The organism is Streptomyces sp. NPDC045470, from assembly GCF_040646595.1.
Lineage (GTDB): Bacteria > Actinomycetota > Actinomycetes > Streptomycetales > Streptomycetaceae > Streptomyces.
Map to the genome: position 1 here is coordinate 184,726 of NZ_JBEZAN010000006.1, position 26,720 is coordinate 211,445.

Annotated in this window: 26 protein-coding genes; 13 read left to right on the forward strand and 13 right to left on the reverse strand. The window is 74.2% G+C overall.

Going from position 1 to position 26,720, the window contains the following annotated elements; genetic code table 11:
* Positions 1 to 171: 171 nt before the first annotated feature.
* From AB0A97_RS19935 to AB0A97_RS19945, 3 genes are all read right to left on the reverse strand, one after another.
* The gene (locus AB0A97_RS19935; RefSeq protein WP_361151437.1) at positions 172 to 1,191 is read right to left on the reverse strand and encodes a TIGR04222 domain-containing membrane protein; all 1,020 of its coding nucleotides are present in this window, start codon (positions 1,189 to 1,191) and stop codon (positions 172 to 174) included.
* A 5-nt stretch (positions 1,192 to 1,196) separates the two neighbouring features.
* Complete coding sequence (locus tag AB0A97_RS19940) at positions 1,197 to 2,525, reverse strand: DUF692 domain-containing protein (protein ID WP_361151938.1); 1,329 nt, start codon at positions 2,523 to 2,525, stop codon at positions 1,197 to 1,199.
* Positions 2,526 to 2,720: 195 nt separating this feature from the next.
* Entirely contained in the window at positions 2,721 to 3,419 is a 699-nt protein-coding gene (locus tag AB0A97_RS19945) for a LysE family translocator (protein ID WP_361151440.1), read from the reverse strand.
* A gap of 128 nt (positions 3,420 to 3,547) precedes the next feature.
* On the opposite strand from AB0A97_RS19945, the gene AB0A97_RS19950 reads away from it, so the two are divergent.
* Positions 3,548 to 4,255, forward strand: a complete 708-nt coding sequence (locus AB0A97_RS19950) for a nuclease-related domain-containing protein (RefSeq protein ID WP_361151443.1) — start codon at positions 3,548 to 3,550, stop codon at positions 4,253 to 4,255.
* On the opposite strand, the gene AB0A97_RS19955 is transcribed toward AB0A97_RS19950, so the two are convergent.
* Positions 4,244 to 5,194: a LysR family transcriptional regulator gene (locus AB0A97_RS19955; protein WP_361151445.1), complete on the reverse strand. Its 951-nt coding sequence runs from the start codon at positions 5,192 to 5,194 to the stop codon at positions 4,244 to 4,246. The two genes, AB0A97_RS19950 and AB0A97_RS19955, sit on opposite strands and share 12 nt — an antisense overlap.
* Before the next feature lie 210 nt (positions 5,195 to 5,404).
* Here AB0A97_RS19955 and AB0A97_RS19960 point away from each other — a divergent pair, with 210 nt between their 5' ends.
* On the forward strand, positions 5,405 to 5,770 hold the full coding sequence (locus AB0A97_RS19960) for a darcynin family protein (protein WP_361151447.1): 366 nt from the start codon (positions 5,405 to 5,407) through the stop codon (positions 5,768 to 5,770).
* Between the two features lie 24 nt (positions 5,771 to 5,794).
* Here AB0A97_RS19960 and AB0A97_RS19965 read toward each other — a convergent pair whose 3' ends face one another.
* Positions 5,795 to 6,541, reverse strand: a complete 747-nt coding sequence (locus tag AB0A97_RS19965) for a peptidyl-tRNA hydrolase (protein ID WP_361151450.1) — start codon at positions 6,539 to 6,541, stop codon at positions 5,795 to 5,797.
* Between the two features lie 86 nt (positions 6,542 to 6,627).
* On the opposite strand from AB0A97_RS19965, the gene AB0A97_RS19970 reads away from it, so the two are divergent.
* The 4 genes from AB0A97_RS19970 to AB0A97_RS19985 all read left to right on the forward strand — a co-directional run bounded on the left by AB0A97_RS19970 (position 6,628) and on the right by AB0A97_RS19985 (position 9,298).
* A complete protein-coding gene (locus tag AB0A97_RS19970) occupies positions 6,628 to 7,305 on the forward strand; it encodes an AIM24 family protein (protein WP_361151453.1) in 678 nt (225 codons plus the stop codon).
* Positions 7,306 to 7,382: 77 nt separating this feature from the next.
* Positions 7,383 to 8,348 carry an ATP-binding cassette domain-containing protein gene (locus AB0A97_RS19975; RefSeq protein ID WP_361151456.1) on the forward strand — a complete coding sequence of 322 codons (966 nt, stop codon included), beginning with the start codon at positions 7,383 to 7,385 and terminating at the stop codon, positions 8,346 to 8,348.
* Complete coding sequence (locus AB0A97_RS19980) at positions 8,345 to 9,013, forward strand: ABC transporter (protein WP_361151458.1); 669 nt, start codon at positions 8,345 to 8,347, stop codon at positions 9,011 to 9,013. Before AB0A97_RS19975 ends, AB0A97_RS19980 begins: the two co-directional genes overlap by 4 nt.
* Before the next feature lie 105 nt (positions 9,014 to 9,118).
* Positions 9,119 to 9,298, forward strand: a complete 180-nt coding sequence (locus AB0A97_RS19985) for a hypothetical protein (protein ID WP_361151461.1) — start codon at positions 9,119 to 9,121, stop codon at positions 9,296 to 9,298.
* On the opposite strand, the gene AB0A97_RS19990 is transcribed toward AB0A97_RS19985, so the two are convergent.
* Both AB0A97_RS19990 and zapE read right to left on the reverse strand, forming a co-directional pair.
* Entirely contained in the window at positions 9,295 to 10,662 is a 1,368-nt protein-coding gene (locus AB0A97_RS19990; protein WP_361151464.1) for an alkaline phosphatase PhoX, read from the reverse strand. The genes AB0A97_RS19985 and AB0A97_RS19990 overlap by 4 nt on opposite strands.
* Before the next feature lie 188 nt (positions 10,663 to 10,850).
* On the reverse strand, positions 10,851 to 11,939 hold the full coding sequence (gene zapE / locus AB0A97_RS19995) for a cell division protein ZapE (RefSeq protein WP_361151940.1): 1,089 nt from the start codon (positions 11,937 to 11,939) through the stop codon (positions 10,851 to 10,853).
* A gap of 227 nt (positions 11,940 to 12,166) precedes the next feature.
* Here zapE and AB0A97_RS20000 point away from each other — a divergent pair, with 227 nt between their 5' ends.
* Together AB0A97_RS20000 and AB0A97_RS20005 are read left to right on the forward strand one after the other, a co-directional pair.
* Positions 12,167 to 13,102: a pyrimidine reductase family protein gene (locus AB0A97_RS20000; protein WP_361151466.1), complete on the forward strand. Its 936-nt coding sequence runs from the start codon at positions 12,167 to 12,169 to the stop codon at positions 13,100 to 13,102.
* 158 nt (positions 13,103 to 13,260) lie between these two features.
* Complete coding sequence (locus AB0A97_RS20005; protein WP_361151469.1) at positions 13,261 to 13,788, forward strand: indole-3-glycerol phosphate synthase; 528 nt, start codon at positions 13,261 to 13,263, stop codon at positions 13,786 to 13,788.
* Here AB0A97_RS20005 and AB0A97_RS20010 read toward each other — a convergent pair.
* Positions 13,754 to 14,509: an ABC transporter ATP-binding protein gene (locus AB0A97_RS20010; RefSeq protein ID WP_361151471.1), complete on the reverse strand. Its 756-nt coding sequence runs from the start codon at positions 14,507 to 14,509 to the stop codon at positions 13,754 to 13,756. The genes AB0A97_RS20005 and AB0A97_RS20010 overlap by 35 nt on opposite strands.
* A 381-nt stretch (positions 14,510 to 14,890) precedes the next feature.
* The gene (locus AB0A97_RS20015) at positions 14,891 to 16,051 is read right to left on the reverse strand and encodes an ABC transporter permease (RefSeq protein WP_361151473.1); all 1,161 of its coding nucleotides are present in this window, start codon (positions 16,049 to 16,051) and stop codon (positions 14,891 to 14,893) included.
* Positions 16,052 to 16,292: 241 nt separating this feature from the next.
* Between AB0A97_RS20015 and AB0A97_RS20020 the strand changes: the two genes are divergently transcribed.
* The 4 genes from AB0A97_RS20020 (at position 16,293) to msrB (ending at position 20,222) form a co-directional block, all read left to right on the forward strand.
* A complete protein-coding gene (locus AB0A97_RS20020; protein ID WP_361151943.1) occupies positions 16,293 to 17,513 on the forward strand; it encodes a sensor histidine kinase in 1,221 nt (406 codons plus the stop codon).
* A 119-nt stretch (positions 17,514 to 17,632) separates the two neighbouring features.
* Positions 17,633 to 18,253 carry a response regulator transcription factor gene (locus tag AB0A97_RS20025; RefSeq protein ID WP_361151946.1) on the forward strand — a complete coding sequence of 207 codons (621 nt, stop codon included), beginning with the start codon at positions 17,633 to 17,635 and terminating at the stop codon, positions 18,251 to 18,253.
* A gap of 139 nt (positions 18,254 to 18,392) precedes the next feature.
* Positions 18,393 to 19,799, forward strand: coding sequence for a UDP-N-acetylmuramate--L-alanine ligase (gene murC, locus AB0A97_RS20030; protein ID WP_361151475.1), 1,407 nt, complete (start codon positions 18,393 to 18,395; stop codon positions 19,797 to 19,799).
* A gap of 15 nt (positions 19,800 to 19,814) precedes the next feature.
* Complete coding sequence (gene msrB, locus AB0A97_RS20035) at positions 19,815 to 20,222, forward strand: peptide-methionine (R)-S-oxide reductase MsrB (RefSeq protein WP_361151478.1); 408 nt, start codon at positions 19,815 to 19,817, stop codon at positions 20,220 to 20,222.
* A 72-nt stretch (positions 20,223 to 20,294) separates the two neighbouring features.
* Here msrB and AB0A97_RS20040 read toward each other — a convergent pair whose 3' ends face one another.
* Positions 20,295 to 21,128, reverse strand: a complete 834-nt coding sequence (locus AB0A97_RS20040) for a metallophosphoesterase (RefSeq protein WP_361151948.1) — start codon at positions 21,126 to 21,128, stop codon at positions 20,295 to 20,297.
* Between the two features lie 262 nt (positions 21,129 to 21,390).
* A complete protein-coding gene (locus AB0A97_RS20045) occupies positions 21,391 to 22,932 on the reverse strand; it encodes a PucR family transcriptional regulator (protein ID WP_361151481.1) in 1,542 nt (513 codons plus the stop codon).
* A 268-nt stretch (positions 22,933 to 23,200) separates the two neighbouring features.
* Here AB0A97_RS20045 and AB0A97_RS20050 point away from each other — a divergent pair, with 268 nt between their 5' ends.
* Positions 23,201 to 23,734, forward strand: a complete 534-nt coding sequence (locus AB0A97_RS20050; RefSeq protein WP_361151484.1) for a type 1 glutamine amidotransferase domain-containing protein — start codon at positions 23,201 to 23,203, stop codon at positions 23,732 to 23,734.
* Between the two features lie 22 nt (positions 23,735 to 23,756).
* Here the strand turns inward: AB0A97_RS20050 and treZ are convergent, their stop codons facing one another.
* Both treZ and AB0A97_RS20060 read right to left on the reverse strand, forming a co-directional pair.
* Positions 23,757 to 25,616, reverse strand: coding sequence for a malto-oligosyltrehalose trehalohydrolase (treZ, locus tag AB0A97_RS20055; RefSeq protein ID WP_361151486.1), 1,860 nt, complete (start codon positions 25,614 to 25,616; stop codon positions 23,757 to 23,759).
* Between the two features lie 86 nt (positions 25,617 to 25,702).
* Positions 25,703 to 26,629 carry a GNAT family N-acetyltransferase gene (locus AB0A97_RS20060; protein WP_361151488.1) on the reverse strand — a complete coding sequence of 309 codons (927 nt, stop codon included), beginning with the start codon at positions 26,627 to 26,629 and terminating at the stop codon, positions 25,703 to 25,705.
* Positions 26,630 to 26,720 lie beyond the last annotated feature (91 nt).

Here is a 26,720-nt window from a genome sequence, read left to right on the forward strand (position 1 = left end):
CGCTAGTGCGCCCTGCGTCGAGCCCGTCCCTCGTTCGGGGAAGCCCCGTCAAGGCCCGCTGGCCGCTGGTACGTTGACCGGTTGCCCAGGGGTGCCAGGCGCATCAGGGGCTCCGGGGGTGCGGCGCGGCGCGGGTGCCGGCGGTGCCGGGCACCACCGGCACCGCACGGCTCAGCTACCGCAGCCGCCACCGCCACCGCAGGACGAGGAGGAACTGCTGCTGCAGCTCGACCCGGAGCTGCTGCCGCACGACGATCCCCCGCCGCCGCACGACGACCCGCCGCAGCCCGACCCCGACCCGCCGCCGCACGAAGAACCGCACCAGGACGTGTGCGAGTCGTCGTCGGGCACGTTCCACCCGCAGGCCGCGTTCGAGGAAGGGGGCGACGAGCTGCCGGAGGACCCGGAGTACGCCCCGGCGGAGGCACCCACCGCCGAGCGCTGCGCCTCGTCGAGCTGGTCGCGCAGCACGTCGTCCACCAGCAGCGCGGTGCCGCCGAGCGCCACGACCAGCGCCGCGGACTGGGTCGGCGCGCTCACCAGGTCCGCCTTGTGCACGGTACGGAACGTCCGTACTGCCGTGGCCCCGACCGGCGTGACCCGCCGCCCCAGCGCCTTCCGGCACACCAGGCCGGTCACGGTGCCGAGGATCGCCGCGGGCAGGACCTGGATGACGAAGGGCACCCCTTTCCCGCCGATGGCTCCTGTGAGGGTCAGGAGCAGGACGAGCACAAGGCCCACCGCACAGATCCCGGTCTGCCAGGCGGCGAGGAGACGCCAGGGGCGGCCGGCGCGCGGGTGCCGCAGCAGGCCGCGCTTCGCCAGCCGGTCGCCGATGGCCTGGACGGCCGGAGCCCGCATGACGTGGCGGCGCAGGGTGTCCAGCGAGCCGTCCGGGGTCCGCGCCAGCGAGTCCAGCACGGCCGTCTCGACCGGGTCGTACGCCACCGACTGCCGCACGGACACCACCCCGGGCCCGCCCACCGCGAGCCGGCCGTCCTGGTGCATCCCGGCTATCGCGGCGTCCGCCACCCGGGCCGGGCCGCCGGCGAGGAAGGCGATCTCCCAGAGTTCGTACGGGGACGCCCTGCGGTACTTGGGCCGGGGCGCCGCCCGGACGATACGGACGGTACGGACGACGAGCAGCAGCGCGGAGGCGGCCACCGCCAGGGTCACGAGAAGAGCGGGCATGTCCTTCACCTCCGGTGGAGAGCGCGGCGTACGGCGTGGGCGAGTCGGCGTGCCGGACCGGCGCCCGGCGGCTTGGGACCGGCGCGGTCCCGCCACCACTGCGTCAGCCGGTGGCGGGCGTCCGGGTCGGCGGGCCGGCCTTCGGCCAGCAGATGGACGGCGAAGTCCATGGCGTCCTGGCGGTAGCCGTGGCGCATGGGCCGGTGCCGTGCGTAGGCGAGGAAGCCGGGCCGGAAGTCCTCGCCGAGGATGTCCGGCAGCTCCGGCGCGATCTTGGCGACGACGGAGGCCCGCTTGGCGGCCAGGGCCCGGCTCTGGACGTGCAGCCGCCGCCGGTCGAAGCCCTCCGGCGCCGGGGTCCCGGCGACCAGCGCGGAGAGCAGCGCGGTCTGCGCGACGGCCAGGCGCTGCCGGGTGGCGGTGGCCGTGCCGGTGCCCGGCGCCGGGACGGTCCCAGGCACCCGGCGCGGCGTCGGTACCGGTTCCGGTGCGGGCAGAGTGGCCGGGGTCGGGGCTTCCTTCAGGACGGTGCGGATCGCGTCGAGTTCGGCGGCGAGTTCACCGGTCGCCGGGAAGTCCTCGTCCCGCTCCAGCAGGACGCCGGGCGGGGTGACACGGGCGCAGAGTTCGGCCAGTACGTCCAGGACGGGCCGGGTCACCGGGTGGGCGTGGGTGTCGTGCCAGACGCCGTCCCGCTCGATGCCGCCCGCCACGTGTACGTACGCGATGGCCTCGACCGGCAGTTCGTCCAGTGCCGTGGCCGGGTCCTCGTTCCGGTTCACATGATTGGTGTGGAGGTTGGCGACGTCGATGAGCAGCCGTACGCCGGTGCGCTCGACCAGTTCGGCGAGGAACTGCCCCTCGGTCATCTCCTCGCCGGGCCAGTTGACCAGCGCCGCGATGTTCTCCACGGCGAGCGGTACGGGCAGCGCGTCCTGCGCGATCCGGACGTTCTCGCAGAGCACGTCCAGCGCGTCGCGGGTGCGGGGCACCGGCAGCAGGTGCCCCGCCTCCATCGCGGCGGAGGCGGTCAGCGGGCCTCCGGCCCGTACGAACGCGATGTGCTCGGTGACCAGCGGCGCGCCCAGCGCCTCGGCGCGTTCGGCGAGCGCGGCCAGCCGGCCGGCGTCCGGGCGCTCGGCGCCGCCGAGCCCGAGGGAGACCCCGTGGGGCACCACGGTCGTGCCGCGTGCGCGCAGTGCCTGCAAGGCGGGTGGGAGATGACCTGGACAGATGTTCTCGGCGACGACTTCCACCCAGTCCACGCCGGGCAGCTCCGCGATCCCGTCGGCTATCTCGGGCCGCCAGCCGATGCCCGTACCGAGCCGGTCCATGGTGGTTCCCCCTCCCACTCGTGCACCCCCGTGGTGTCCGGTACTCATCGCCGCGCCGGGACCGGGCCAACCCCGGAGGGCGCGGGTTCAGAGCATGATTTGAGCTTGCGACGTGCCGTGACCGGCGGCGGCACCGGGAGCGGTCCCGGAGTGGCCCCGGAGCGGTCCCGGCGGTGGCTTCGAAGACCCGGCGGCTCAGCGCGCGGTCTCGACACCGACCGCGGCGCCCAGTGCGAGCAGGACACCGCCGGTGGCCTGGTCCATGCGCCGGCGGACGCGGGGGCGCTGGAAGAAGGCGCGCGCCCGGTGCACCGCGAAAGCGATTCCGCCGAGCCAGACGAAGCCCAGTACGGCATGCACGGCGACCAGCAGCAGTGTCGTGGTCACGACCGGCGCGTCCGGCGGGATGAACTGCGGCAGCAGGGACATGTACACGACCCCTACCTTGGGGTTCAGGACATTCGTCAGCAGACCGGTACGGAACGCCTGGAGCGGCGACTGCCGGCCGGCCGGGCCGGGCTCGGGGAGGGCGGCGCCCGCCTCCGAACAGGCGGCGCCCACCTCCGGAACGGGAGCGCCCGCCTCGGTGCCGCGCGCCGCCTTCGAGGAGCGGCGGGCGCTGCGCAGCGCCTGGAAGCCCAGCCACATCAGATACAGCGCACCGGCCACGCGCAGCGCGTCGTACGCCGCCTGCGACGCCGACAGCATCGCGGTCAGTCCGGCCGCTCCGGCCAGTCCCCACACGAAGCAGCCCGCGGCTGTGCCGAGCGCGGAGCACAGTGCCGACCGCCGCCCCGAGCCGAGAGACGTCCGCAGCACGACGGCGAAGTCGGGGCCCGGCGAGACGGTCAGCAGGACGGCCACCGCGGTGAATCCAAGGAGAGAGGAGAACACAGGACGTAACCGTACGTCGTCCTCCGGCCAACGTTTCCCCGGCCTCCCTTCGTACGCCTGCACACCGCTGCGTACCTCTTGCCCGGGGGCCGGGCGCCTGCTCCCATGGCCATCGGGGGGTGATGGGTATGAGTGACTTCCGTCCCGGGCCCGGAGCACACGAGGGAAAGCAGGAGACGCGGTACGCGAGCGACCCGGACCGGCTGTTCCTGCCGCCGGACGACGACCTCGCCCCGAACCGGCCGGGCGAGGCCCTGCGGGTCCGGCTCGCCGAGCAGCCGCGCGCCAGGGCGGCCCTGTGGTGCGCCCGCCTGCTCGGCCGGCGCCCGCCCCAGGACGCCTGGTACCGGCAGCTCCTCGGCGAACAGGCCGTCGGCACGGCCCTGGACCAACTGGCGGCGGGCGGCTGGTACGTGATCCACTCCATCCCGCTGCCGCCCGCCGCGGTCATCGGGCACCTGCTCATCGGGCCCGGCGGCGTGCTGTGCGTCGACACCCACCACGTCCGCGGGGCCCGGGTGCGGGTGGGGGAGGACACCGTGGGCACCGGCCGCGGACGCGAGCCGCAGCCGTACGTCCGCGAGAGCAGGCAGCACGCCCGGCGCGCCGCGTACGTGCTGACCCGCGGCTGCCGGTTCCGCGTCGAGGCGCGGCCGGTGCTGGCCTTCGCCGGCGCGGCGGACGTGGAGCTGGATCCGGCACTGCGGGACGTACGGGTGATACGCGACGAACGTGACGTACCCCTGCTCGGCCGGCTCGGCGGGGTATTCGCCCCCGACCGCGTGGAACGCGTCTACACGGTCGCCCGCAACCGCCGCACCTGGCTACGGGCCTGAAAGGAGCCCGGACCCGGCGCGCACGGCCCGGCGGACGGCGTCGCGGAGCCAGTGGTGGGCTCCGTCCGCGGCGTGGCGGGGATGCCAGGCCATGCCGATGGTCACCGGCGGCAGGACCAGGGGGATGTCGAGGAGGTGCAGCCCGAGGGCGGTGGCTGCGTCGGTGAAGGGCGAAGGCGCGGCGCCGGGCGCCGCGGTGGGCACCAGGCAGACGATGTCGCTGCGCGCGGCGAGGGACATCGCGGCCACATGACCGGGCAGGACGGCGGTCACCCGGCGGTGCAGGTTCTGCTCGGCCAGGGCGGTGTCCAGAGGACCGGTGAACCGGCCGCGACGGCTGACCGAGACGTGTTCGGCGGCGGCGAGCCGGGCCGCGGTCAGCTCCCCTTCGGTGAGCGGGTGGCCGGGCCGGACGCCCGCCGCCATCCGGAGCGTGACCAGCTCTTCGACCTGCGTCTCGGGGGCGATGTGGTCGATGGCTCCGATCTCCAGGTCGATCCGGCCGTCGCGGAGGGCGGGTCCCGCCTCCAGCTCCTCGGCCCGGAACCGCAACGAGACCTCCGGCGCCTCCTGCCGGGCCAGCCGCAGCAGCCCGGGGGCCAGGGCCGCGCCCACCAGGTCGGCGGTCTGGAGGGTGAAGGTGGTGCGCAGGGCGGCGGGGTCGACGCCGGCGCCGGGGGTGAGCAGGGTGCCGAGGCGGCGTACCACCGCGGCGGCTTCGTCGCGCAGGGCCTGGGCACGCGGCGTGGGAACCATCGTCTGCCCGGCCCGGACCAGGAGGGGGTCCTGGAGGACGCGGCGCAGACGGGCCAGGGTGCGGCTCATGGCGGCGGGTGAGGTGTGCAGACGGGCGGCGGCACGGGTGACGCTCTGCTCGGCGAGCAGAGCGTCCAAGGCGACGGCGAGGTTGGCGTCGATGACCGGGTCAGGGCTGTTCACCAGCGTGATTCCATTTCGGGCAATGATTCATTGCTGACATTCCCATTGTGGCAATGCCTGGCCGCCCACAGGATGAGGACGTACCGATCCGGTCGCCCCACGAGGTCGTCGAAGCCCGCCGTCAGGCGGCCCGCACGACCGTCACCCGTGGCGTGCACGACCGTCTTCACCTGCCCGTCCCGCTACTTCTGCCACTTCGGAGGAACCGTCATGTCCGCACAGGAAACCGCACCGGTGGTCACCGCCTTCATGCTCATCAAGACCACGCCCGAGTGGCTCGCCATGACCCCGCACGAGCGGGTGGACGCCCTGAACACCAAGGTCATGCCGGTGGTCAAGGCCAAGACGACCGGCGTCCGGTCGCGCTTCTACGACACGGAGTTCTACTCCACCCGCGTCACCGACGTCTGGGTCTGGGAGGCCGACGACCACACCGCGTACCAGCTCCTGATCGACGCGCTGCGGGAAACCCCCTTCTGGGACCGCTACTTCGAGGTCGTCGACCTCCTCGTCGGCACCGAGAACGGCTACGCCCGCACGTACGACGTCGACCCCGTCGCGACCGTCAGCACCTGAGGTTCCGGCCGCGTAACCCCGCGCTCAGCCCCGCGCCCGCAGTGCCGGATGGTCGGCGACGACCGTGCACGAACCGGGCACGACCTCGGTGAACCCCGCGTCCCGCACCACCGGCAGGCCGCCGGCCGTCAGTTCGGCCCACCGGTGGGGCGGGCACGGGCGTACCGACAGGGGGAAGCCGGCTGCGCGCCAGGCGGCGCGGTCGGCCTCGGGCAGGGCCCACCAGGCCAGTTGCGCGCCGTGTCCCGTCTGGGCCATCGACTTGCCCGCCGACATGTCCAGTTCCGGGTTGAGCCACAGCACCGGGGCGCCGGTGGCGGGGGCGGCGGGCTCCCGCGGGTCGTCGAGGTGGGTGCCGGAGACCTGGAGGCGGGCCAGGTCCTTGGGCCAGCCGTCCAGCGGGACCGGCGGGAAGACCCGGACCTCCGCGCTCTCGCCGTGCACCGTGATGCCCGGCAGCGCCTCGGCGCGCCGCCATTCGGCGCCGCGGGCGCGGCGTACGACCTTGCGGATCCGGGCGTCCTCCCAGGCGTGTACGGCCGCCGCCCATACGCCGTCGCCCGTGGCCCGCTCGTCCGAGAGCAGGGTCAGCACGGCCCGTGCCGCGGTCTCCAGCGCGTCCGTACGGGCGGGCGGGTCGTCCCGCTCGATCCGGACGACGAGGGGGAGGACGTACTGCGGGGCGGCGTCGCGGCCGGTCGCCGCGGGGCGGGGCGCGTCGGCCGCGGCGTCGGTCGGATCGCCGGGCCCGGCGAGATCGGTGCTGGTCACACGGACCAGTGTGCCAGCCGCTCGGAACATCACCGCGCGGGCCGGCGCCTTGGCGGAGCGGAACGTTCCGGGTGATCATCCTCCTCATGCACAGCGACCTCTTCGCCTCCGAGAACATGGTCACGCCGGCCTCCGCGCCCGGCATGACCCTGCAGAACGCCAAGTCGATCAAGTACGCCGTGGACGGCGAGTGCTTCGCGCGCCAGGGCTCGATGGTCGCCTACCGCGGCGACCTGCGGTTCGAGAAACAGGGGCAGGGCGTCGGCAAGTTCCTCAAGCGGGCCGTGACCGGCGAGGGCCTGGCCCTGATGGCCGTGCGCGGCCGTGGCGAGGTCTGGTTCGCGCACGAGGCCGCCAACTGCTTCATCGTCGACATCGCCCCCGGCGACGGCCTCACGGTCAACGGCCGCAACGTGCTGTGCTTCGACCCGTCCCTGTCCTACGAGATCTCCACGGTCAAGGGCGCGGGCATGACCGGCGGCGGCCTGTTCAACTCCGTCTTCACCGGCCAGGGCAAGCTGGCCGTGATCTGCGAGGGCAACCCCATCGTCATCCCCGTGTCGCCGCAGGCCCCGGTGTTCGTGGACACCGACGCGGTGGTCGGCTGGACGGCGTCGCTGACGACCTCGCTGCACCGTTCGCAGAGCCTCGGCTCGATGCTGCGCGGCGGTTCCGGCGAGGCGGTGCAACTCCGGCTGGACGGCGAGGGCTTCGTGATCGTACGGCCCAGCGAACTGCGCCCCGAGAAGGCGGCCGGGAACTGACAGTGAGGGCGATGGGCGGGCAGCGGGGACAGCGGGGACAGCGGGGGGCTGGGACGAGGATGACGGCCGGGGGACCGATGAGGCTGGACGGGGTCGGGCGGCGTTACGGGGCGCGGGGCCCGTGGGTACTGCGGAACATCGACCTGGAACTGCCGCGGCGTTCGCTGGTACGGATCGAAGGCCCCAACGGCAGCGGCAAGTCGACGCTGCTGCGGATCGTGGCCGGGATCGACGCGCCCGGCAAGGGCCGCGTCACCGGGCGTCCGCGCAGCGCGTACGTACCCGAACGCTTCCCCGCCGCCCTCCCGTTCACGGCCGTCGGCTACCTCACCCACCTCGGGCGGGTCCACGGCCTGCGCGGCCCCGCCGCGGCCCGTCGCGCCACGGACTGGCTCGAACGTTTCGGCGCCGGCGGCCACGCCCGTACGCCGCTCGCCGAGCTGTCCAAGGGCACCAGCCAGAAGGTCGCGCTGACCCAGGCCCTGCTCGCCGACCCGGAACTGCTCGTCCTCGACGAAGCCTGGACGGGCCTGGACCCGGCGGCCCGCGACGTCCTCGACCGGGCGGTGGCCGAGCGCGTCGCGGCGGGCGGCACGGTCGTCTTCGTCGACCACGACCCGCGGCGCCTGGCGGGCGCGGCCGACGCGCGGTACCGCGTCACGGGCGACGGCCTGGACCGCCTCCCGGCCGGGGCGGGGACGGACGCGCGCTCGGCGGGGGACGACGGGGCGCTGCCGCCCGGGCCCCGGGTGATCATCGAGGCGGCGGCTCCCGGTGCGGCCGGACACCTCGCCGCTCGCGACCTCGCCGAGCTGCCGGGCGGGCCGTACGTCGCGCGGGGGCCGGACGGTACGACGGTCCGGCTGACCGTTGCCGCCGCCCACTCCGACGCGCTGCTGCGCGCCCTGCTCGCGGCGCACCCGCCCTGGCACATCCGCGCGGTCGCGCCGGCACCGGCGGGACCGTCGGCAACGACGCAGGACCCGTCGGCCCGGCCCGCAGCGGTCAGCCCGACTTCCGACGACGAAAACCGGTACCCGTGATTCCGCTCCTCCGCTACCAGTTCGCCCTGCTCCTGCGGTCGCACCGCTGGCTGCCGCCGGTCCTCCTCTACGCCGCCCTGCTCGCCGTGGGCGTGCAGGGCGGCGGCCCGATCCTCGACTCGTACGGTGTCGCCGCGTTCGGGCTGCTGCCCCTCGCCGCCTGGCTGTGCCGGATCTGCGTCACGAGCGAGCCGCCGGCCGCCCGCGCCTGCACGGCGGCGGCAGCCGGACCCGGCACGGCGCACCTCGCCGCGGTCCTGACGGGAAGCCTGTCGGCGGCGGGCCTCGCTCTTGCCGGTACGGCGTACGTCTCCCTCGTCGCCGACCCGCACGCCTCCGACCACCGGACCGCCGTCCCCGTGCTCGCCGCCGCCTGCGCCGGGCTGCTCGCCGGGCTGGTCTGCGTACTGCTCGGCACCGCCGTCGGGGCGCTCTGCAACTGGCCGGTGCTGCGCAGCACCGGCTGGTCGATCGTGTCCGGACTGCTCGCCGCGCTCCTGCTGCTGGTCGGGAGCGCCTCGCCCGCGAACGCCGCCGTCTCCGGACTGGTCACCGGCTCCGCCCACGGAACGATCACCCTGCCCTGGCTGCCGCTGCTCGCCGGCCTGCTGAGCGCAGGCGCCGCCACGGCCCTGGCCTGCCGCCTCAGCTCCCGCCGTAGCTGACGAGCGCCCGGCCACGGCCGTACGCCCCCTCGCACGCCAGCTCGCACACCCATCCGCACGCCCACTCGCACGCCTGCCTGCACGCCCGCGCGTAGGATCGAACGTATGCCGGACACGGAAGAAGAGCAGACGAGCCGTACGGACGAAGAGGCGGACAGCGGCCCGCCCCTCGCCGACTGTGTGCACTGCGGTGAGCCCACCGAGTACCCCGCCGAACGGCCCGGTGCGCTGCTGTGTCCGCACTGCGAGTGGCTGGAGGCCCAGCGCTCGGCCTGTTCCGGTTAGTCCCCCCAGGGCCCGGTGACCGCGAACGTCGTGCCCGGCGTGTAGCAGTTGACGTACATCGTGCGGTGATCGGGGGAGAAGGTGACCCCCGCGAACTCGCCCCACTCGGGCTTCTGCGGCGTGCCGATGTTCTGCCGGCCGCGTGCCACCGGGTACACCGTGCCGCGCCGGGTCAGGCCGAAGACGTGCTGCGCCCCGTCGCCGTCCTCGCACACCACCAGCCCGCCGCCGGGCGCCAGGCAGATGTTGTCGGGGGACTCGCCGGGTAACTGCACGTCGGCGTCCGGGCCGAAGACGACCACCAGCGTGAGGCGGCGCGCGGCCGGGTCGTACCGCCACACCTGGCCGTGATGGTCGGCGGCCGAACCGTCCTTGCTCCGCGCGAAGCTGGAGACGAAGTAGACGCTGGAGCCGCCCCAGTAGCAGCCCTCCAGTTTCTGCGCGTGGGTGATGCCGCGCGGCCCGAAGTCCTGGAACCGTATGGGGGTCTGCCGTGCGAGCGGGTCGGGGACGTCCACCCACTCCACATGGCGGAAGCTGGTGCCGGTCTCCTGGACGGTGGAAAGATCCTTGACGCCCGGTACACGCAGGGCCTGGAGCCGTCCGCCGGCCCGCAGGGAGCCCCGGCCGCCCAGCGGCTCGGCGGGCCGGAACCGGTAGAAGAGGCCGAACGGCTTGTCGAAGGCGTCCTCGGTCTCGTAGACCGTGCCGGTTTCCGGATCGACGGCTATGGCCTCGTGCTGGAAGCGGCCCATGGCGGTCAGCGGTACGGCGCCGGTGCGGCGCGGATCGTACGGGTCGACCTCGAAGATGAAGCCGTGGTCCTTGGTGTACCCGTCCTCGCCCGCCCGCAGCTCGGTCTCCTCGCAGGTCAGCCAGGTGCGCCACGGGGTGGGCCCGCCCGCGCAGTTGGTGGAGGTGCCGGCGATGGCGACGCGCTCGGACCGGACACGGTGGTGCCGGTCCACCTCCAGCGCCGTACAGCCGCCCTCGCCCGCCGGGTCGTAGGTCAGTCCGTCGACGGTGGGCACGGGGACGCGGGACTTGCTGCGGTTCTCGTGGTTGCGTACGAGGTGGACGCGGCCGTGCCGGCCGGGGAAGGCCGCCATGCCGTCGTGGTTGCCCGGTATCCGGCCCTCGCCGGAGGACAGCGGGGCGCCCTCACGGGACAGCACCCGGTACCGGAACCCCTCGGGTAGGTCGAGCAGACCCGCCGGATCGGGTATCAGGGGGCCGTAGCCGTGCCGGCCCGCGCTCCGCGCGGTGGCGGTTCCGGCGAAGATCTCGGGGATGCTGCCGGCGAAGGCGATCGATACGCCCAGCGCGCCGGTTCTTGCCAGGACCTGACGACGTGTCGCGGACATGGGCAACTCCCTGCTGGCGGACAGGTGATGTGACCCGCATGTGTGTACCACGCACGTCGGCCGCCGGGAACCGGCCGCGCGCGGGCCCGGAAACCGCCGCACCGGCCGCGCGCGACCCGGAACCATCGCACCGGCCGGGAGCCGCGGCTGAGCCGCCGTCCCGCCCGCCGCGTCCGCCGGGCTCCGCGCTACCCCTCCACCAGCGGCTTGGCGTCGCGGGCCAGCGCCGTGAGCCGGGAGATGGCGCGGAAGTACTTCTTCCGGTAGCCGCCCTTGAGCATGTCCTCGCTGAACAGCGTGTCGAACGGCTTGCCCGCCGCGACGACCGGGACCTCCCGGTCGTACAGCCGGTCCGCGAGGACGACCAGGCGCAGCGCGGTGGACTGGTCCGGCACCGCCCGCACATCGGTCAGGCAGACGGCGGTGATGCCGTCGCACATGGCTCCGTACCGGCTGGGGTGCACCTTCGACAGGTGGTCCAGCAGGGAGGGGAAGCCGTCGAGCGAGGCGCCGGGGGTGCGGTGGGCGACGCGGGTGACGGTCGCGTCGTCGAACGGCGGCGGGGCTTCGGGCAGTCCGCGGTGGCGGTAGTCCTCGCCGTCGATGCGCAGCGGCCGGAAGTGGGCGCTCAGGCCCTGGATCTCGCGCAGGAAGTCGGCCGCGGCGAAGCGGCCTTCGCCCAGTTTGCCGGGGAGCGTGTTGGAGGTGGCGGCGAGCGCGACGCCCGCCTCGACCAGCCGGCTCAGCAGGCTGGAGACGAGCACCGTGTCACCGGGGTCGTCCAGTTCGAACTCGTCGATGCACAGCAGGCGGTGACCGCTGAGCGTCTGCACGGTCTGCTGGAAGCCGAGTGCGCCGACCAGGTTCGTCAGCTCCACGAAGGTGCCGAACGCCTTGAGCGCGGGCTCGGCGGGGGTCGCGTGCCAGAGGGAGGCCAGCAGGTGCGTCTTGCCGACGCCGTATCCGCCGTCCAGGTAGACGCCGCGCGGGCCCGAGGGGGCCGCGGCCTTCTTGGCGCTCCGGCCGAACCAGCGCCGCTTGCCGCCGCCGGCCGGGTCCGAACCGCCGCCGATGCCCGCGGCGAAGCCGCTCAGGACCTCCACGGCCGCGGCCTGGCTGGGCTGGTTCGGGTCCGGGATGTACGTCTCGAAGCGCGCGCTCTGGAACCGCGGCGGCGGGACCATCTCCGCCACCAGGCGGTCGGCCGGCACGTGCGGCGCGCGCGCGGTGAGCGCGGCCGGGGCCGCTCCGGCCCCGTCGGCCGGCGGTCCGGCTATGGGGGAGGACTGGGATGACGAGGGCTGGGAAGGCGACACAGCCGTCCAGCCTAGTCGCTGTGCGGGAGGACTCCGCCGGATGAGCGAGGCATGTCACACTGCCGCGTATGCGACGCCTGTTTCCCCTTCCCGCCCCGCCCGTGCCGCCCGGTGATTTCCCGGACACTTCGGATACTCCGCATACTCCGCACGGCGAGAATTCCGCCGCGGTCGCGTCCGCTCTCGCGGTGGAACCGGGCGCCATTGCCGGAACCGCGACGGGGGCCGACGCCGGAGCCCTTTCCGGGGCGCAGGATTCCGGTACGGCGGGTCAGGCGCTTTCCGGTACGGCGCGCCCGTCCCATTCCGGTACAGCGGGTGCCGCTGATTCCCGTACGGCGGGCCCGGCCGATTTCCGTACGGCCGGTGACGCCGATTCCGGTGCCGCCGATTTCGCCGACCGCCGGTGGAGCCTGGACGAACTGGCCGACGCCTACGCGTACCCCCGTCTCGACGAGGGCGCCGGCTGGCTCCGCGCGAACATGGTCTCCTCGCTGGACGGCGCGGCCCACCACGAAGGCCGCTCGCAGCCGCTCTCCGGCGACGCGGACATGCGGATCTTCGGCGTGCTGCGCGGCCTCGCGGACGCGGTGGTCGTCGGCGCCGAGACCGTACGCAAGGAGGGCTACCGTCCGGCCCGCGCCCGCGAGGCGTTCGCGGCGCGCCGGGCCGCCGCCGGGCAGGCGCCCGCCCCCGCCATCGCGGTGGTCACCGCCAGCCTGGACCTGGACTTCGCGCAGCCGCTGTTCACCGAGCCGCTGGTGCCGACGGTCGTGGTGACCGGCGCCGGGGCCGACGAGGACCGGGTGCGGACCGCGCGCGAGGCCGGTGCCGAGGTCGTCTTCGCCGGTGAGGGGGCCGCCGTCGACCCGTCGCGGGTGGTCGGCGCGCTGGCCGGGCGGGGCCTGACCAGGCTGCTGACGGAGGGCGGGCCGCGGCTCCTGGGTCAGTTCGCCGGAAGCGGGGCACTCGACGAGTTGTGCCTCTCGCTGGCACCGCTGGTGGTCGCCGGCGACGCGTCACGCATCATGAACGCGCCGCTGACGACCGTTCCGGAGACATTCGTACTCGCGTCCGTGCTGGAGGAGGCCGGCTTCCTGTTCACCCGTTACCGTCGGTCCTGAACAAAAGGCGGAATTATTCGTTCCGCTTAGCTTCCGCTGGGCACACTAAAGGCCAACAGGCCCCGTGTGGCGACGGGGCAGGATGGTTTCTGTCGGTTCGCTCCAGGGCGGGCCGCGAGATGAGAAGAAGGGCGTCCGCCGTGTTCACGAGCGTATTGATGATCGAGAAGCCCCTGACGCCCGCCGACGTGGAGTTCGTCACCACGCTGCACGGCGACGACCAGGTCTCCTTCGTCGTCCTCATGCAGCCGCGCGGCAATCAGGACCGCCTGCTCAGGGCCATCGACGACGTCGCACTGGGCGAGTTCGAGGACGCCGTACGGGAAGGCGACGAGCCGGAGGGCGTCCAGGCGGAGCCGCCTGCCGAGCGCGCCCTGTCCTACACCCTCCACGCCCTGCGCGACGCGGGCGCCGAGGCGATCGGGCAGGTCGTCGAGGACCACCCGCTGGACCTGCTGCGGTCGGTCGTCGACGAGACCGGCGCCGACGAGGTGATCGTGCTGACCGCCCCGCACTTCGTCGAGGAGTTCTTCCACCGCGACTGGGCCTCCCGCGCCCGGCACAAGGTCGGCGTGCCCGTGCTGAAGCTCTTCTCGCACGCGGCCGACGACCCGGCCCAGGACGTGGCGCACAACCCGGCCAAGGGCCCGGCTAACGGCTCGACGGGGGATCCCGCCGGAAACTGAGCCGCCCGTCCAGCATCTCCGCGACCGCGTCCACCGCGTCCAGGTGGGCGCGGTCGTGCGTGACCAGGACGGTCGCGGTGGCGCGCTGGTGGGTGAGCGTGGTGAGCAGGTCGAGGACCGCGGCGCCGCGCTCGTGGTCCAGCGCGCTGGTCGGCTCGTCGACCAGCAGGACGGCCGGCTCGTTCATCAGCGCCCTGGCGATGTTGATCCGCTGCCGCTGGCCGCCCGAGAGCTGGTGCGGGCGGCGCGCCGCCTGGTCGGCCAGCCCGACCGCGTCGAGCAGTTCCAGGGCCCGCGGCCGGGCGGCGCGCGGCGCACGGCCGTCCAGGTGCGCCATGACCTGCAACTGCTCGGCGGCCGTCAGGGAGGGCAGCAGGTTGGGCTGCTGGAAGACCATGCCGACGCGGGTACGGCGCAGCGTGGTCAGCTCGGCCCGGCTCATCCCGGTGGTGTCCGTACCGTCGATCACCACCCGGCCGGCCTCCGGGGTGATCAGCGTCGCGGCCACCGCCAGCAGGCTGGACTTGCCGGAGCCGGACGGCCCGACCACGGCGGTCACGGACCCCGGCGGCACGGTCAGGCGCACGTCGTCGAGGGCGGTGAGGCGGCCGGCGCCGTCCGGGTAGGTGAGGGTGACGCCGGTGAGGGCGAGGCCGGCGGACGGTGTGCTTCCGCTCGTGGGGCTCGTGCGGGGCCGGATGGTGGCGGGGTTCGTCTTCATGAGGTGAGGTCCGTCGCTGTCCGTTGCCGAGTAGGGAATCGGGTGGTGTGCGGGTCGTGGGAACGCTGTACGGCCCGGTCTTTCGCGGCCGCGGAATCCGTACGGGTTTTTACGCGGCCGGAATCGGAACCGGGGGCGGAATGGGGACCGGGACCGGGCGCGGAACCGGGGCCGGAATCGGAACCGGGAGCGGAAGGGGGCCCGAGACCGGGACCGGAACGGGAGTCGAGACTCGCGCCGGAATTCCCGGCACCGGTTTCCGCAGGATGAAGGCCGTACGCCCGGCGGCCCGGAAAGGCGCTCACGGAATGGTCCGCGAAGAGCGGACCGGGAAGGGAAGCGCCTTCACGGATACCGTTCGGGCAGCGAAACCCGCCGGTCTCACCGCGCGCTCCCCAGCGCCGTCAGCGGGTCGACGGCGGTGATGCGGCGGATGGACAGCGCGGCGCCGACGGCCCCCAGCGCGATCATGACCAGGGCCGGGACCAGGACCGTGGCCGGGTCCAGGACGAACGGCACGGTGTCGCCGACGGCCGCGCCGGCCGACGCCGCGAGCGCGGTGCCCACGCCCGTACCGGTCACCAGCAGCACCACCGCCTGGCCGAGCGCGTCCCGCAGCAGGTAGCGGGTGGGTGCGCCGAGCGCCTTGAGCACGGCGACGTCGCCGCTGCGCTGGATCGTCCAGACCGTGAAGAACGCGCCGATGACCAGCGCCGATATGGCGAAGAGGAAGCCGCGCATCAGTTGGAGCGAGCCGTTCTCCGCGGTGTAGGAGCCGATGGCGTTCAGGGCCTCGCCGGTCGTGACGGTGCGGGTGCCGAGCTTCCGGTCGGCGGCGGACAGATCGGCGTCCGAGGAGGTGGTGAGGGCGACCACGGTGGCCGTCCGGGCCTCGGCAGCACCGGAAGCACCGCTTCCGGAGTCGTGTCCGGGACCGGCCGCCGCGGAGCCCGTGCCGCCCGACACGGCCGCCCAGTCGTCCAGCGACGTCCAGACCACCGGCGTGTGGCTGTACATCGCCTCGCCCGCCACCGCCGCGGCCGTCAGCGTCCGCCCGTTCAGCGTGAACCGGCCTCCGGCCCGTACGCCCAGTTCCTCGGCGGCCTTCGTGGACAGCACCGCCGAGCCGTCCGCGATCCGCCCGGCCGCGGGCGTCAGGTGCGAGCCGGGCCGGACCCCGAACGCGGACAGCGCCGCGGTCCGCTCTCCGGCGCCGTCGCCCGCGCCGTCACCCGCCGTGGCCTTGGCCGTACCGATCCCCAGCGGCTCCGCCGACCGGACGCCCGGCACCCGGGCCCAGGCGTCCCAGGTCCGCTCACCGACGTGCGAGTCGGTGAACGACACGTCGTCACCGCCGCCGGCCGGGGCGGTGAAGGCGAGGCGGTCGGCGGGCAGGGCGGTGATCGCCGAGGTGTTCTCCCGGCCCAGACCCGCCGTCAGGCCGGACAGCAGCCCCACCAGCACGGTGATCAGCACGACGACGGTGCCCATCAGGGCGAACCGGCCCTTGGCGAATCTCAGGTCTCTCCAGGCGACGAACACGGGGGCTGGGCCATCCTTCCGAGGGGCGCCGGGCCCGGTGCCCGGCGGCTGCCCCCACCGTCGCCGGGAACGGGGCCGCCGGACATCGCGCCCCGGAGTGGTTCGCCCGGATCGAAAGGCCGGGTCCGGCCTCCACCTTTTGATTGATGCCGGTACGCGCCGGGGCGCCTAGCCTGGAAGGGCTGTGACTCCCCACTCCCTGACCCCCGCCCTGCGGGTGCTGCGCGGCTGCCTGCACCTGATGGTGGCCGCCCTGCTGGCGCTCGCCGCCGTACGGGCCGTCGCCGACCACAGCCCGGACGCCCCGGCCGTCGTCGGCGCCGCCGTCCTGCTGCTCGCCGTGTACGCCGTCGGCCCCACGCTGCCGCCGGTCCGCACCTCCACGGCCGCCGCGGTGCTCTGGCTCGCCGCCGTCATGGCGGTGTGGGCCGTGCTGCTCGCCCTCACACCCCTCGGTGTCTGGCTCGCCTTCCCGCTCTTCTTCGTCCAGCTCCACCTGCTCCCGCTGCGCTGGTCGCTGCCCGCCGTCCTGATCACCACCCTCGTCGCGATCGGCGGGTTCGGCTGGCACACCCGGACGCTCACCGTCGGTACGGTCGTCGGCCCCGCGCTGGGCGCGGCGGTCGCCGTCGCCGTCGTCCTCGGCTACCAGGCCCTCTACCGGGAGAGCGAGCAGCGCCGCCGCCTCATCGAGGAGCTGACCGCCGCCCGCACCGACCTGGCGGCCGCCGAGCACGCCGCCGGAGTGCTCGCCGAGCGGGAGCGACTGGCCCGCGAGATCCACGACACCCTCGCGCAGGGGCTCTCCAGCATCCAGTTGCTGCTGCGGGCCGCGGAGCGGGCGATGGAGCGGCGCCCGTACGACGCCGCCGCGCTCGGCCACGTCCGGCAGGCCCGGCAGGCCGCCGTCGACAACCTCGCCGAGGCCCGCCGTTTCGTCCGGGCGCTCAGCCCGCCCGACCTGGAGGCCGGGACGCTGCCCGCCGCCCTGGAACGGCTGTGCGCCACCACCGCACGCTCCTCCGGCCTGGCCGTGCATTGCCAGGTCTCCGGGGCGCCCGTCGAACTGCCCACCCCGCACGAGGTCGCGCTGCTGCGCATCGCGCAGTCCGCACTGGCCAACGCCGTCCAGCACGCGCGCGCCGGCCGGGCCGAGCTGACCCTCTCCTACATGGACACCGAAGTCGCCCTCGACGTGGTGGACGACGGGGCGGGCTTCGCGCCCGACGCGGTGCCGTCCCCGGGCTCCAGCGCCGCCGAAGGCACCGGCTTCGGGCTGGCCGCGATGCGGGCCCGCGCCCGCGCGCTGAGCGGCACGCTGGCCGTGGAATCGGCGCCCGGCGAGGGCACGGCGGTCGCCGTCACCCTGCCGTACCCGGAACCGGCCGTCCCCCGGACCCCGGCCGCGGCCCCTGCCCCCACCCCCGGCACCCCTCCCGACCCCGAACAGGCCACCGCGTGACCCACCGCCCCGAGACCGGCCCCGGCACCGGCTACCGCCCCGGGACCGGCCCGGCCCCAGGCTCCGAGACCGCCCCCGGTACCGGCTCCGAGGCCGCCCCCGGCCCCCGCCCCGCCGCCATCGGCCTCCTCCTCGCCGACGACCACCCGGTCGTACGGGCCGGACTGCGCGCCGTCCTGGAGACCGAGCCGGACTTCGAGGTCGTCGCGGACGTCCCCACGGCCGAGGAGGCCGTCGAACGGGCCGCCCGGCCGGACGTCGACGTCGTCCTGATGGACCTCCAGTTCGGCGGGCGGATGCTCGGCTCGCAGGCCACCGCCGCCATCACCGCACGCGAGGACGGACCGCGCGTCCTCGTCCTGACCACGTACGACACCGACGCCGACATCCTCGCCGCCATCGAGGCCGGCGCCACCGGCTACCTCCTCAAGGACGCGCCGCCCGAGGAGCTGGCCGCTGCCGTCCGTACCGCGGCGGCCGGCAAGTCCGCCCTCGCGCCGACCGTCGCCCTGCGCCTGATGGACCGGATGCGTACCCCCGCCACGGCCCTCTCCCGGCGCGAGACCGAGGTGCTGAAGCTGGTGGCCGACGGCCTGTCCAACGCCCGGATCAGCAAGCAGCTCTTCCTCAGCCAGGCCACCGTCAAATCCCACCTGGTGCACATCTACGCCAAGCTGGGCGTCGACTCCCGTACGTCGGCGGTCGCCGCGGCCACCGCGCGCGGGCTGATCCGCCGCTGACCGCTGACCGCCCGATCACCCGCCGGCCGGCGCCCCGGGGCCCGCCCGGCACGGGCTGTCGGTGCCGGGTGCGAGAATCGTGCGCGTACGGACGGAGAGCCCGTACGGACGCAGAGATCGACGAGCAGGAGACTGACGCATGGCACCGTCCCCGGGCATCCCCGACGCGATGGACCGACCGCACTTCATCGGCATCGGCGGCGCCGGGATGTCCGGCATTGCGAAGATCCTCGCGCAGCGCGGCGCCCGGGTCGCGGGCAGCGACGCCAAGGAGTCGGCGACCGTCCGCGCCCTGCGCGACGCCGGCGCCACGGTCCACCTCGGCCATGCCGCCGCCCACCTGGCCGAGGACGCCACCGGCGTCGTCGTCTCCTCCGCGATCCGCGACGACAACCCGGAGCTGGCCGCCGCCCGCGAGCGCGGCATCCCCGTCGTGCACCGCTCCGACGCGCTCGCCGCCCTGATGGACGGCCTGCGCCCGATCGCCGTGGCCGGCACCCACGGCAAGACGACCACCACCTCCATGCTGGCCGTCTCCCTCGGCTCGCTGGGCCTGTCCCCGTCGTACGCCATCGGCGGCGACCTGGACGCCCCCGGCTCCAACGCCGAGCACGGCAGCGGCGAGATCTTCGTGGCCGAGGCGGACGAGAGCGACCGCAGCTTCCACAAGTACGCGCCCGAGGTCGCCATCGTCCTCAACGTGGAGCTGGACCACCACGCCAACTACGCCTCGATGGACGAGATCTACGAGTCCTTCGAGACCTTCGCCGGCCGCATCCGCCCCGGCGGCACCCTGGTGATCTCCGCCGACCACCCCGGCGCCCGCGAGCTGACCTCCCGCCTCTCCGGCCGCCTGGACATCGAGATCGTCACCTACGGCGAGGCCGAGGACGCCGACGTACGGGTCCACAAGATCAACCAGCGGGGGCTGACCAGTGAGGTCACCGTCGTCCTCACCAACGGCAAGGTCCTCACCTTCACCGTCTCCGTGCCCGGCCGGCACTACGCCCTGAACGCCGTCGCGGCCCTCGCCGCCGGCACCGCGCTCGGCCTCCCGCCGCACAACCTGGCCTCCGCGCTCGGCACGTACACCGGCGTCAAGCGCCGCCTCCAGCTCCAGGGCGAGGCGGCCGGCGTGCAGGTCATCGACTCCTACGCGCACCACCCCACCGAGATGACCGCCGACCTGGAGGCCATCCGCGGCGCCGCCACCGGCTCCCGTGTCCTGGTCGTCTTCCAGCCGCACCTCTTCTCCCGCACCCAGGAGCTGGGCAAGGAGATGGGCGAGGCGCTCACCCTCGCCGACGCCTCCGTCGTGCTGGACATCTACCCGGCCCGCGAGGACCCGCTCCCGGGCGTCACCAGCGCCCTGATCATCGAAGCGGCCCAGGCCAAGGGCGCCCGGGTGACCGCCGAGTCCGACATGTCCGCGATTCCCGAGGTGGTGGCAGGAATGGCGGAGCCCGGCGACCTTGTTCTCACCATGGGCGCGGGCGACGTGACCGAACTCGGCCCGCAGATCCTCGCGCGCCTGCAGAGCCGATAGGAAGCAGAGGGACTCATGCCGTACGAGATCGACAAGCCGGACGAGCAGTGGCGCGCCGAGCTGACCCCGCTGGAGTACCAGGTCCTGCGCCAGGGCGGCACGGAGCCCGCGTTCGTCGGTGAGTACACCGACACGAAGACGGCGGGCGTCTACTCCTGCCGCGCCTGCGGTGCCGAACTGTTCCGTTCGGAGACCAAGTTCGAGAGCCACTGCGGCTGGCCGTCCTTCTACGACCCGAAGGACAGCGACGCCGTGGAACTCCTCCAGGACCGCTCGCACGGCATGGTCCGCACGGAGGTCCGCTGCGCCCGCTGCGGCTCCCACCTCGGCCATGTCTTCGAGGGCGAGGGGTATCCGACCCCGACCGACCAGCGCTACTGCATCAACTCCATCTCGGTGCGGCTGGCGCCGGACGGGAGCTGACCACGGGGCCGCCGGGCCCGGCGCGGAGCCGGCCCGGCGGCCGTACTGCTCGTAGCCGCCTCTTCGCCACCGTCAGAACTGCGGCGCCCGCGCCACCGCGGGCAGGATCTGCACCTGCTGTCCCGGAGCCGCCTTGCGGCGGCGCCACTCGCGCGGGTATCCCAGGGACACCTCCACATGCGGGATGCCGTCCACCTCGATGGTGCGCGGAATGTGCAGATGGCCGTAGACGACGCTGGCGGCGCGGAAGCGGCGCGGCCAGTCGGCGGTGGCCTCGGTGCCGCACCACAGGGCGAACTCCGGGTGCCACAGCGGCTCGGTGGGCTTGCGGACGATCGGCCAGTGGTTGACCAGCACCGTGGGCAGGTCCTCGGGAATCTCGGCGAGCCGCGCCTCGGTGGCGGCCACGCGGGCCCGGCACCACGCCTCCCGCGTCGGGTACGGGTCCGGGTGCAGGAAGAACTCGTCCGTGCAGACCACCCCGGCCTCCTCGGCGACCGCCAGCGCCGCCTCCTTGGTGTGGGTGCCTGGCGGGCGGAAGGTGTAGTCGTACAGGGCGAAGAGCGGGGCGATCACCGCCGGGCCGCCCTCGCCCTCCCAGACCGGATAGGGGTCTTCGGGCGTCAGCACGCCCAACTCCCGGCAGATCTCCACCAGGTGCTCGTAGCGCCGGACCCCGCGCAGTTGCACGGGGTCGTTGGACGGGGTCCACAGCTCGTGGTTGCCGGGCACCCAGATCACCTTGGCGAAACGGCTGCTGAGCACGGTCAGCGTCCAGCGGATGTCCGCGACGTACTCGCCGATGTCCCCGGCCACCAGCAGCCAGTCGGCGTCCGAGGCGGGCCGCAGCCGGTCGACGATCGCGCGGTTCTCCTCGTAGCGGATGTGCAGGTCGCTGATGGCCATCAGCCTGCCGGGCGCGGCCCCTTCCCGGTCGGCCTCGGCGGCGCGGTCTCCTTCGGAGCATGAGATCTGCATGATCTGACGGTAGGACAGGAAGCCGGGGCGTGGGCATGCCGGGGGTGGGCTGTTGGACACATCCGGGCCCGGCGGAGGCCGTCGGGCCGCCCGCCCCGGCCGTCGGGACCTCATGTCCCGGTCGTCAAAACCTCCCGTCCCGGTCGTCGAAACCTCCCGTCCCGGTCGTCGAAACCTCCCGCCCCGGCCGTCAGGCCCGCCCCGCGCCGCCCTGCGGGAGGTCGCCGCCGCTCCGGATGCGGGTGGCCAGCCACAGGTCGAAACGGTCGTCGGGGTCGTCGAGACGGCGCCCGGTCAGGTCCATCGCCTTGTCGAGCCGGTTGCGTACGGTGTGCCGGTGCACGCCGAGGCGGCGGCTGGTCGCGTCCCATCCGCCACCGGTCTCCAGCCAGGCCGCGAGCGTCGTCAGCAGCTCCTCGCCGTGGTCGGTCAGGTCGAGCGGGCCGAGTACGGCGTCGGCGTAACCGTGCAGCGTACGGCGGTCGCCGAGGTCCAGGAGCAGCCGGCTGGCCGCGCTCTGCCGGGCCTCCTCGGGCACCCCGCTCGCCCGGCTGACGCCGAGCAGCCCGGCCGCCTGCCGCAGCGAGACCCGTACCGCGTCCGGCGGGGCGAGCGGGCCGATGCCCGCGGGGGAGCGCGGCGCGAACCGGCCGAGTACGTCGCGCACGTCCAGGCCCGCGCCCACCACGGCCTCGACGAGCCCGCTCTCCGCCACCCGGACCAGGCCGCCGGGCACGGCCAGCGCCAGGTCGGCGGCGATGTCGTGCGGGCCGCTGTCCGCCGGTCCGGCGGCCGGCGGCTCGACGACGACGCCGCGTACCCGGTCGTCGTGGAGCCCGACGGCGGCCAGGATGTCGCGCGCCCGGCCCGCCGGCCCCTCCTCGTCGGACAGCAGCTCCGCGAGCAGGGCCGACCTGCGGCGCCGCTCCGGCTCGTCCATCAGGTGGCGGCGCTCCAGCTCCAGCGAGAGCAGCGAGACCAGGCCGGGGACCACGGCGCGGGCCGCCGCGTCGGGGCTGCCGGTGAGCAGCAGCAGACCGCGCAGCCGCCGGGCGCCGAGCGGCTGCACCTCCGTCTGCCGGCCGTCGGCCGTGCTGGACGCGCTGCCGCGCAGACCGCGTGCGGCGACCCGTTCGACCAGGTCACGGGCGGCCACCGGGTCCGGGGGCCGCTGCCCGCCGCCCGTGGCGAGCAGCCGCCCGAGCGGATCGAGGACCGCCGCGCCGACGCCGGTGGCGGCGGTCCACTCCTCCAGCATCGGCTGCAGCCCGCTGTCCGTGGCCGCCGCGGTCAGCCGCCGCTGCGTCGCGAACGCCCGGTGCAGGACCGCTCGCTGCTCGTCGGCGCGCGCGTCGAACACGGCTTTGGTGACCGCGATGAACGGCACTTCGTCGGGGACCGTGAGCAGCGGCAGGCCCGTCTCGCGCGCCGCGTCGACCAGCGGCGCGGGGGCTTCCTGGTGCGGGAGCCCGGTGCCGAGGCCGAGCGCGAGGCAGGCGGCTCCGCCCTCGGTCACGTCGCGGACGTACGCCCGGCAGGCCGCCGGTTCCATCGGCAGCAGCAGGCCGATCGTCATCAGCAGCTCGCCGCCCTGCAGCCATTTGCCCGGATGCAGCAGGTCGGAGACGGTCGCGGCCTCGACAGTACGGTCCAGCAGCGCGGCCGGGACGTCGTAGGTCACCGAGAGGTTCAGCTCGGGGCGGGCGAGGAGGTCGGCGATACGCAGGGGCATGGACGCAGTGTCTATCAGGTGGAGCGGTGGTGGACAGCCGGGCCAGTGCAGCCGACCGGTTCATCGCTTCCCGGCACCCGCTGGCTTTTCGCTGCCGTCCGTTTGCGGCTGTCCCGTTTGCGGACCAGCCCCTCCCGGTACCCGCTGTCCTAGGGCGGATCACCTCCCATTTGGCACGTTTTTGCCCGGTTGCGACCGGGGATGCGAAAAGAAGACCGCAAAGGGAACACCCCTTCGTACGCAAGACGAGCGCAAAGGATGAACGGCCATGCAGGTGGCGTTTCTCGTAGCACCCGAAGGCATCGAGCAGGTCGAGCTGACCGAACCGTGGCAGGCGGTGATCGACGCGGGCGGCACCCCGAAGCTCGTCTCCACCGAGTCCGGCCGGGTCCAGGCGTTCCACCATCTGGACAAGGCGGACACCTTCCCCGTGGACCGGACCGTGGACCAGGCCCAGGTCGGCGACTTCGACGGACTGGTGCTGCCCGGCGGCGTCGCCAACCCGGACGCGCTGCGGATGAACGAGAAGGCCGTGGCGTTCGTCCGCGGCTTCTTCGACGCGGGCAAGCCGGTCGCGGCGATCTGCCACGCGCCGTGGACGCTGATCGAGGCGGACGTGGTGCGCGACCGTACGCTGACGTCCTGGCCGAGCCTGCGCACGGACGTCCGGAACGCCGGCGGCACCTGGGTGGACGAGCAGGTCAAGGTCTGCACCGGCGGCCCCAACAAGCTCATCACCAGCCGCAAGCCGGACGACCTCAAGGCGTTCTGCGACACCTTCGTAGCGGAGTTCCAGCGCTGATCCCCGCCCGGCGGGCAGCAGATCACTCCTCCCGCGCCAGCACCGCGGCCGACTCGGGCGGCAGTCTCAGGACGCCGTCCGGGCCGGCCGCCGACGCGTCCGCGTCCGGCCACGCCGCGAGCACCCGCTCCCGCGCGCTCCCGCCCGGCACCTCCGCCGTGCCGTCCCCGCCGAGGTGCACCACCACCCGCACCGGGCCGCGCCGCAGGGCCAGCCAGCGGGCCTCCTCGTCGTACGTGACCTCGGTGCGCGTCATGTCCGGATCGGTGAGCGACGGATGGGCGGCGCGCACCGCGAGCAGGGTGCGGTACCAGGCCAGCAGCGCGGCGTGCGGCGCGCGCTCCGGCTCCGACCAGTCCAGGCAGGAGCGGTCCCGTGTCGCCGGGTCCTGCGGGTCGGGGATGTCCGACTCCCGCCAGCCGTGCGCGGCGAACTCGCGGCGCCGCCCGTCGCGTACCGCCGCGGCCAGCTCCGGGTCCGTGTGGTCGGTGAAGAACTGCCACGGCGTACGGGCCGCCCACTCCTCGCCCATGAACAGCATCGGCGTGAACGGGGAGCACAGCACCAGCGCGGCCCCGCAGGCGACGAGCCCGGGGGAGAGGCCGGCGGCCTGCCGGTCCCCGAGTGCCCGGTTGCCGATCTGGTCGTGCGTCTGGGCGTAGGCCAGCAGGCGGTGGGCTTCGGTGGCGCGCCGGTCCAGCGGACTGCCGTGCCGGCGGCCACGGAAGCTGGAGTACGTACCGTCGTGGAAGAAGCCGCCGGTCAGCGTCTTGGCGAGGGCGGCGAGGGGCGCGCGGGCGAAGTCGGCGTAGTAGCCCTGCGACTCGCCGGTCAGCGCGGTGTGCAGACTGTGGTGGAAGTCGTCGTTCCACTGGGCGTGCAGGCCGTGACCGCCGTGCGCGCGCGGGGTGATGGTGCGCGGGTCGTTGAGGTCGGACTCGGCGATCAGGAAGAGCGGTCGCCGCAGGTGTGTGGAGAGCGCGTCGACGGCGGCGGACAGGTCGGCCAGGAAATGGCGGGCCCGGGTGTCCATCAGAGCGTGTACGGCATCGAGGCGCAGCCCGTCGATCCGGTAGTCCCGCAGCCAGGCGAGCGCACTCTCGATGAAGTACGCGCGGACCTCGTCCGACCCGGGCGCGTCGAGGTTGACCGCCGCGCCCCACGGCGTGTGATGGGTCTCCGTGAAGTACGGCCCGAAGGCGGGCAGATGGTTGCCGGACGGGCCGAGATGGTTGTGCACGACGTCCAGGACGACGCCCAGGCCGTGCCCGTGCGCCGCGTCGACCAGCCGCTTGAGCCCGTCCGGGCCCCCGTACGGCTCGTGCACGGCCCAGGGGGCGACCCCCTCGTACCCCCACCCGTGTGTCCCGGGGAACGGACAGACCGGCATCAGCGCGAGGTGGGTGACACCCAGTCCGGCGAGGTGCGGCAGACGTTCGACGGCAGCGTCGAACGTGCCGGCCGCGGTGAACGTCCCCGGATGCAGCTCGTAGAGGACCGCGCCCGGCAGGGGACGGCCGGGCCAGGCGTGCCGCCAGACGAACCGGTCGTGCTCGACGACCGCGCTGGGCCCGTCCGGCCCGTCGGGCAGCCGGGCCGAGCGCGGGTCGGGCAGCAGCGGTCCGTCATCGAGGCGGAAGCCGTAACGGTCACCGTCACGGGCCGGTACGTCGGCCCGCCACCACCCCGCACGGCCGGGAACGCGCTCCATGGGCACGTGCTCGGCGGGAACCCGCCCCGTGCGGACGTACCCCGTCGCCGCGGCGTGTCCCGTCGTGAGGGCGAGATCCTCGTCCTCCGTCCCTTCGGCGCCCCGGCCGGGGGGCGTCACGAAATGCAGCGCGACCCGTCCGGCGTCCGGTGCCCACACCTCGAACAGCACGGCAGTCCTCCTTCGTCCGCCAGGCGGACGAAGAAGGCCCCGCCCGCTCTGCGAGCCGTGTCCGGCCCGCGGCCGGACACGGTCTCTCAGACGAAGAATGCACGCTCCTGCGTCATCGGGTAGCCCGCCTTGGCGAAAGCCGCCGCCATCGGGACGTTCGGCTGGTCCGTTTCGCCGATGATCCGAGCCGCGCCGTGCTCCGCGAGATGGCGGGTGCAGTCCACCAGCAGGTCGTAGCCGTAGCCCCGGCCGCGGTGCTCCGGTACGACGCCGATGAACCCGACGACCGGCGACTGGGGATTACGGGCGGGCACGTGCAGCCCTACGGGCTCGCCGCCGCGCGCGGGTCCGGCCGTCCAGGCGACCCGCCACCAGTCACGCGGCGACGGGCACCAGCGGAAGAAGTCCAGCTCCTTCCGGGCGGCCCGCTCGACGCCGCCCTCGGCGATCGCCTGCCGGGCGTGGGCGTCCAGCGAACCGGTCTCCACGCGCCGCAGAATGTCCAGGAACACCCCGTCGTCGGGCTCGGGCCGGAACACCAGCCGCCCCGGCGGCTCCGGGAGCCCGCACGCGGGCGTCCAGGTGTAGCGGAACCGTTCGACCAGCGGTACGAGACCGGCCGCGGCCGCCACGTCCGTACGGGCACGGGCGGCGTCCCGTACCGCCGGCTGTTCCCGCCAGCGGGGCGGCAGTTGCAGGACGTACTCGGCGTGCAGGGGAGCGGTGCGCAGCGGCCGGACGGCGGCGTCCGACTCGCCCGGTGCGAAGTCCAGCCGGTCCAGGGCGACGGGCCGGGCGTCCTCCGGTCCGGCCCACCAGGCGGCCCTGGCCACCACCGCACCGTCGCGCAGCGCGACCCACGTCCACTCGGGGCGGTACTGGCCGCCCTGGGCAACCGTCGTGTAGCGGCGGCCGAACGGCAGAAGGCCCACGAGACCGGCGGTGGGATCGTCCAGCGTGTCGAACAGATACGCGTCGCTCTCGGTGAGCGCGCGGATGACCAATTCGGTCATGAGGTCCTCTCGGAAGACAGGCGATGCGCTCCCGACAGGCCGGGATCAGCCCGGAACGGCCCGGCGGGCGGAGCGGGAGCGCGGGAACGGG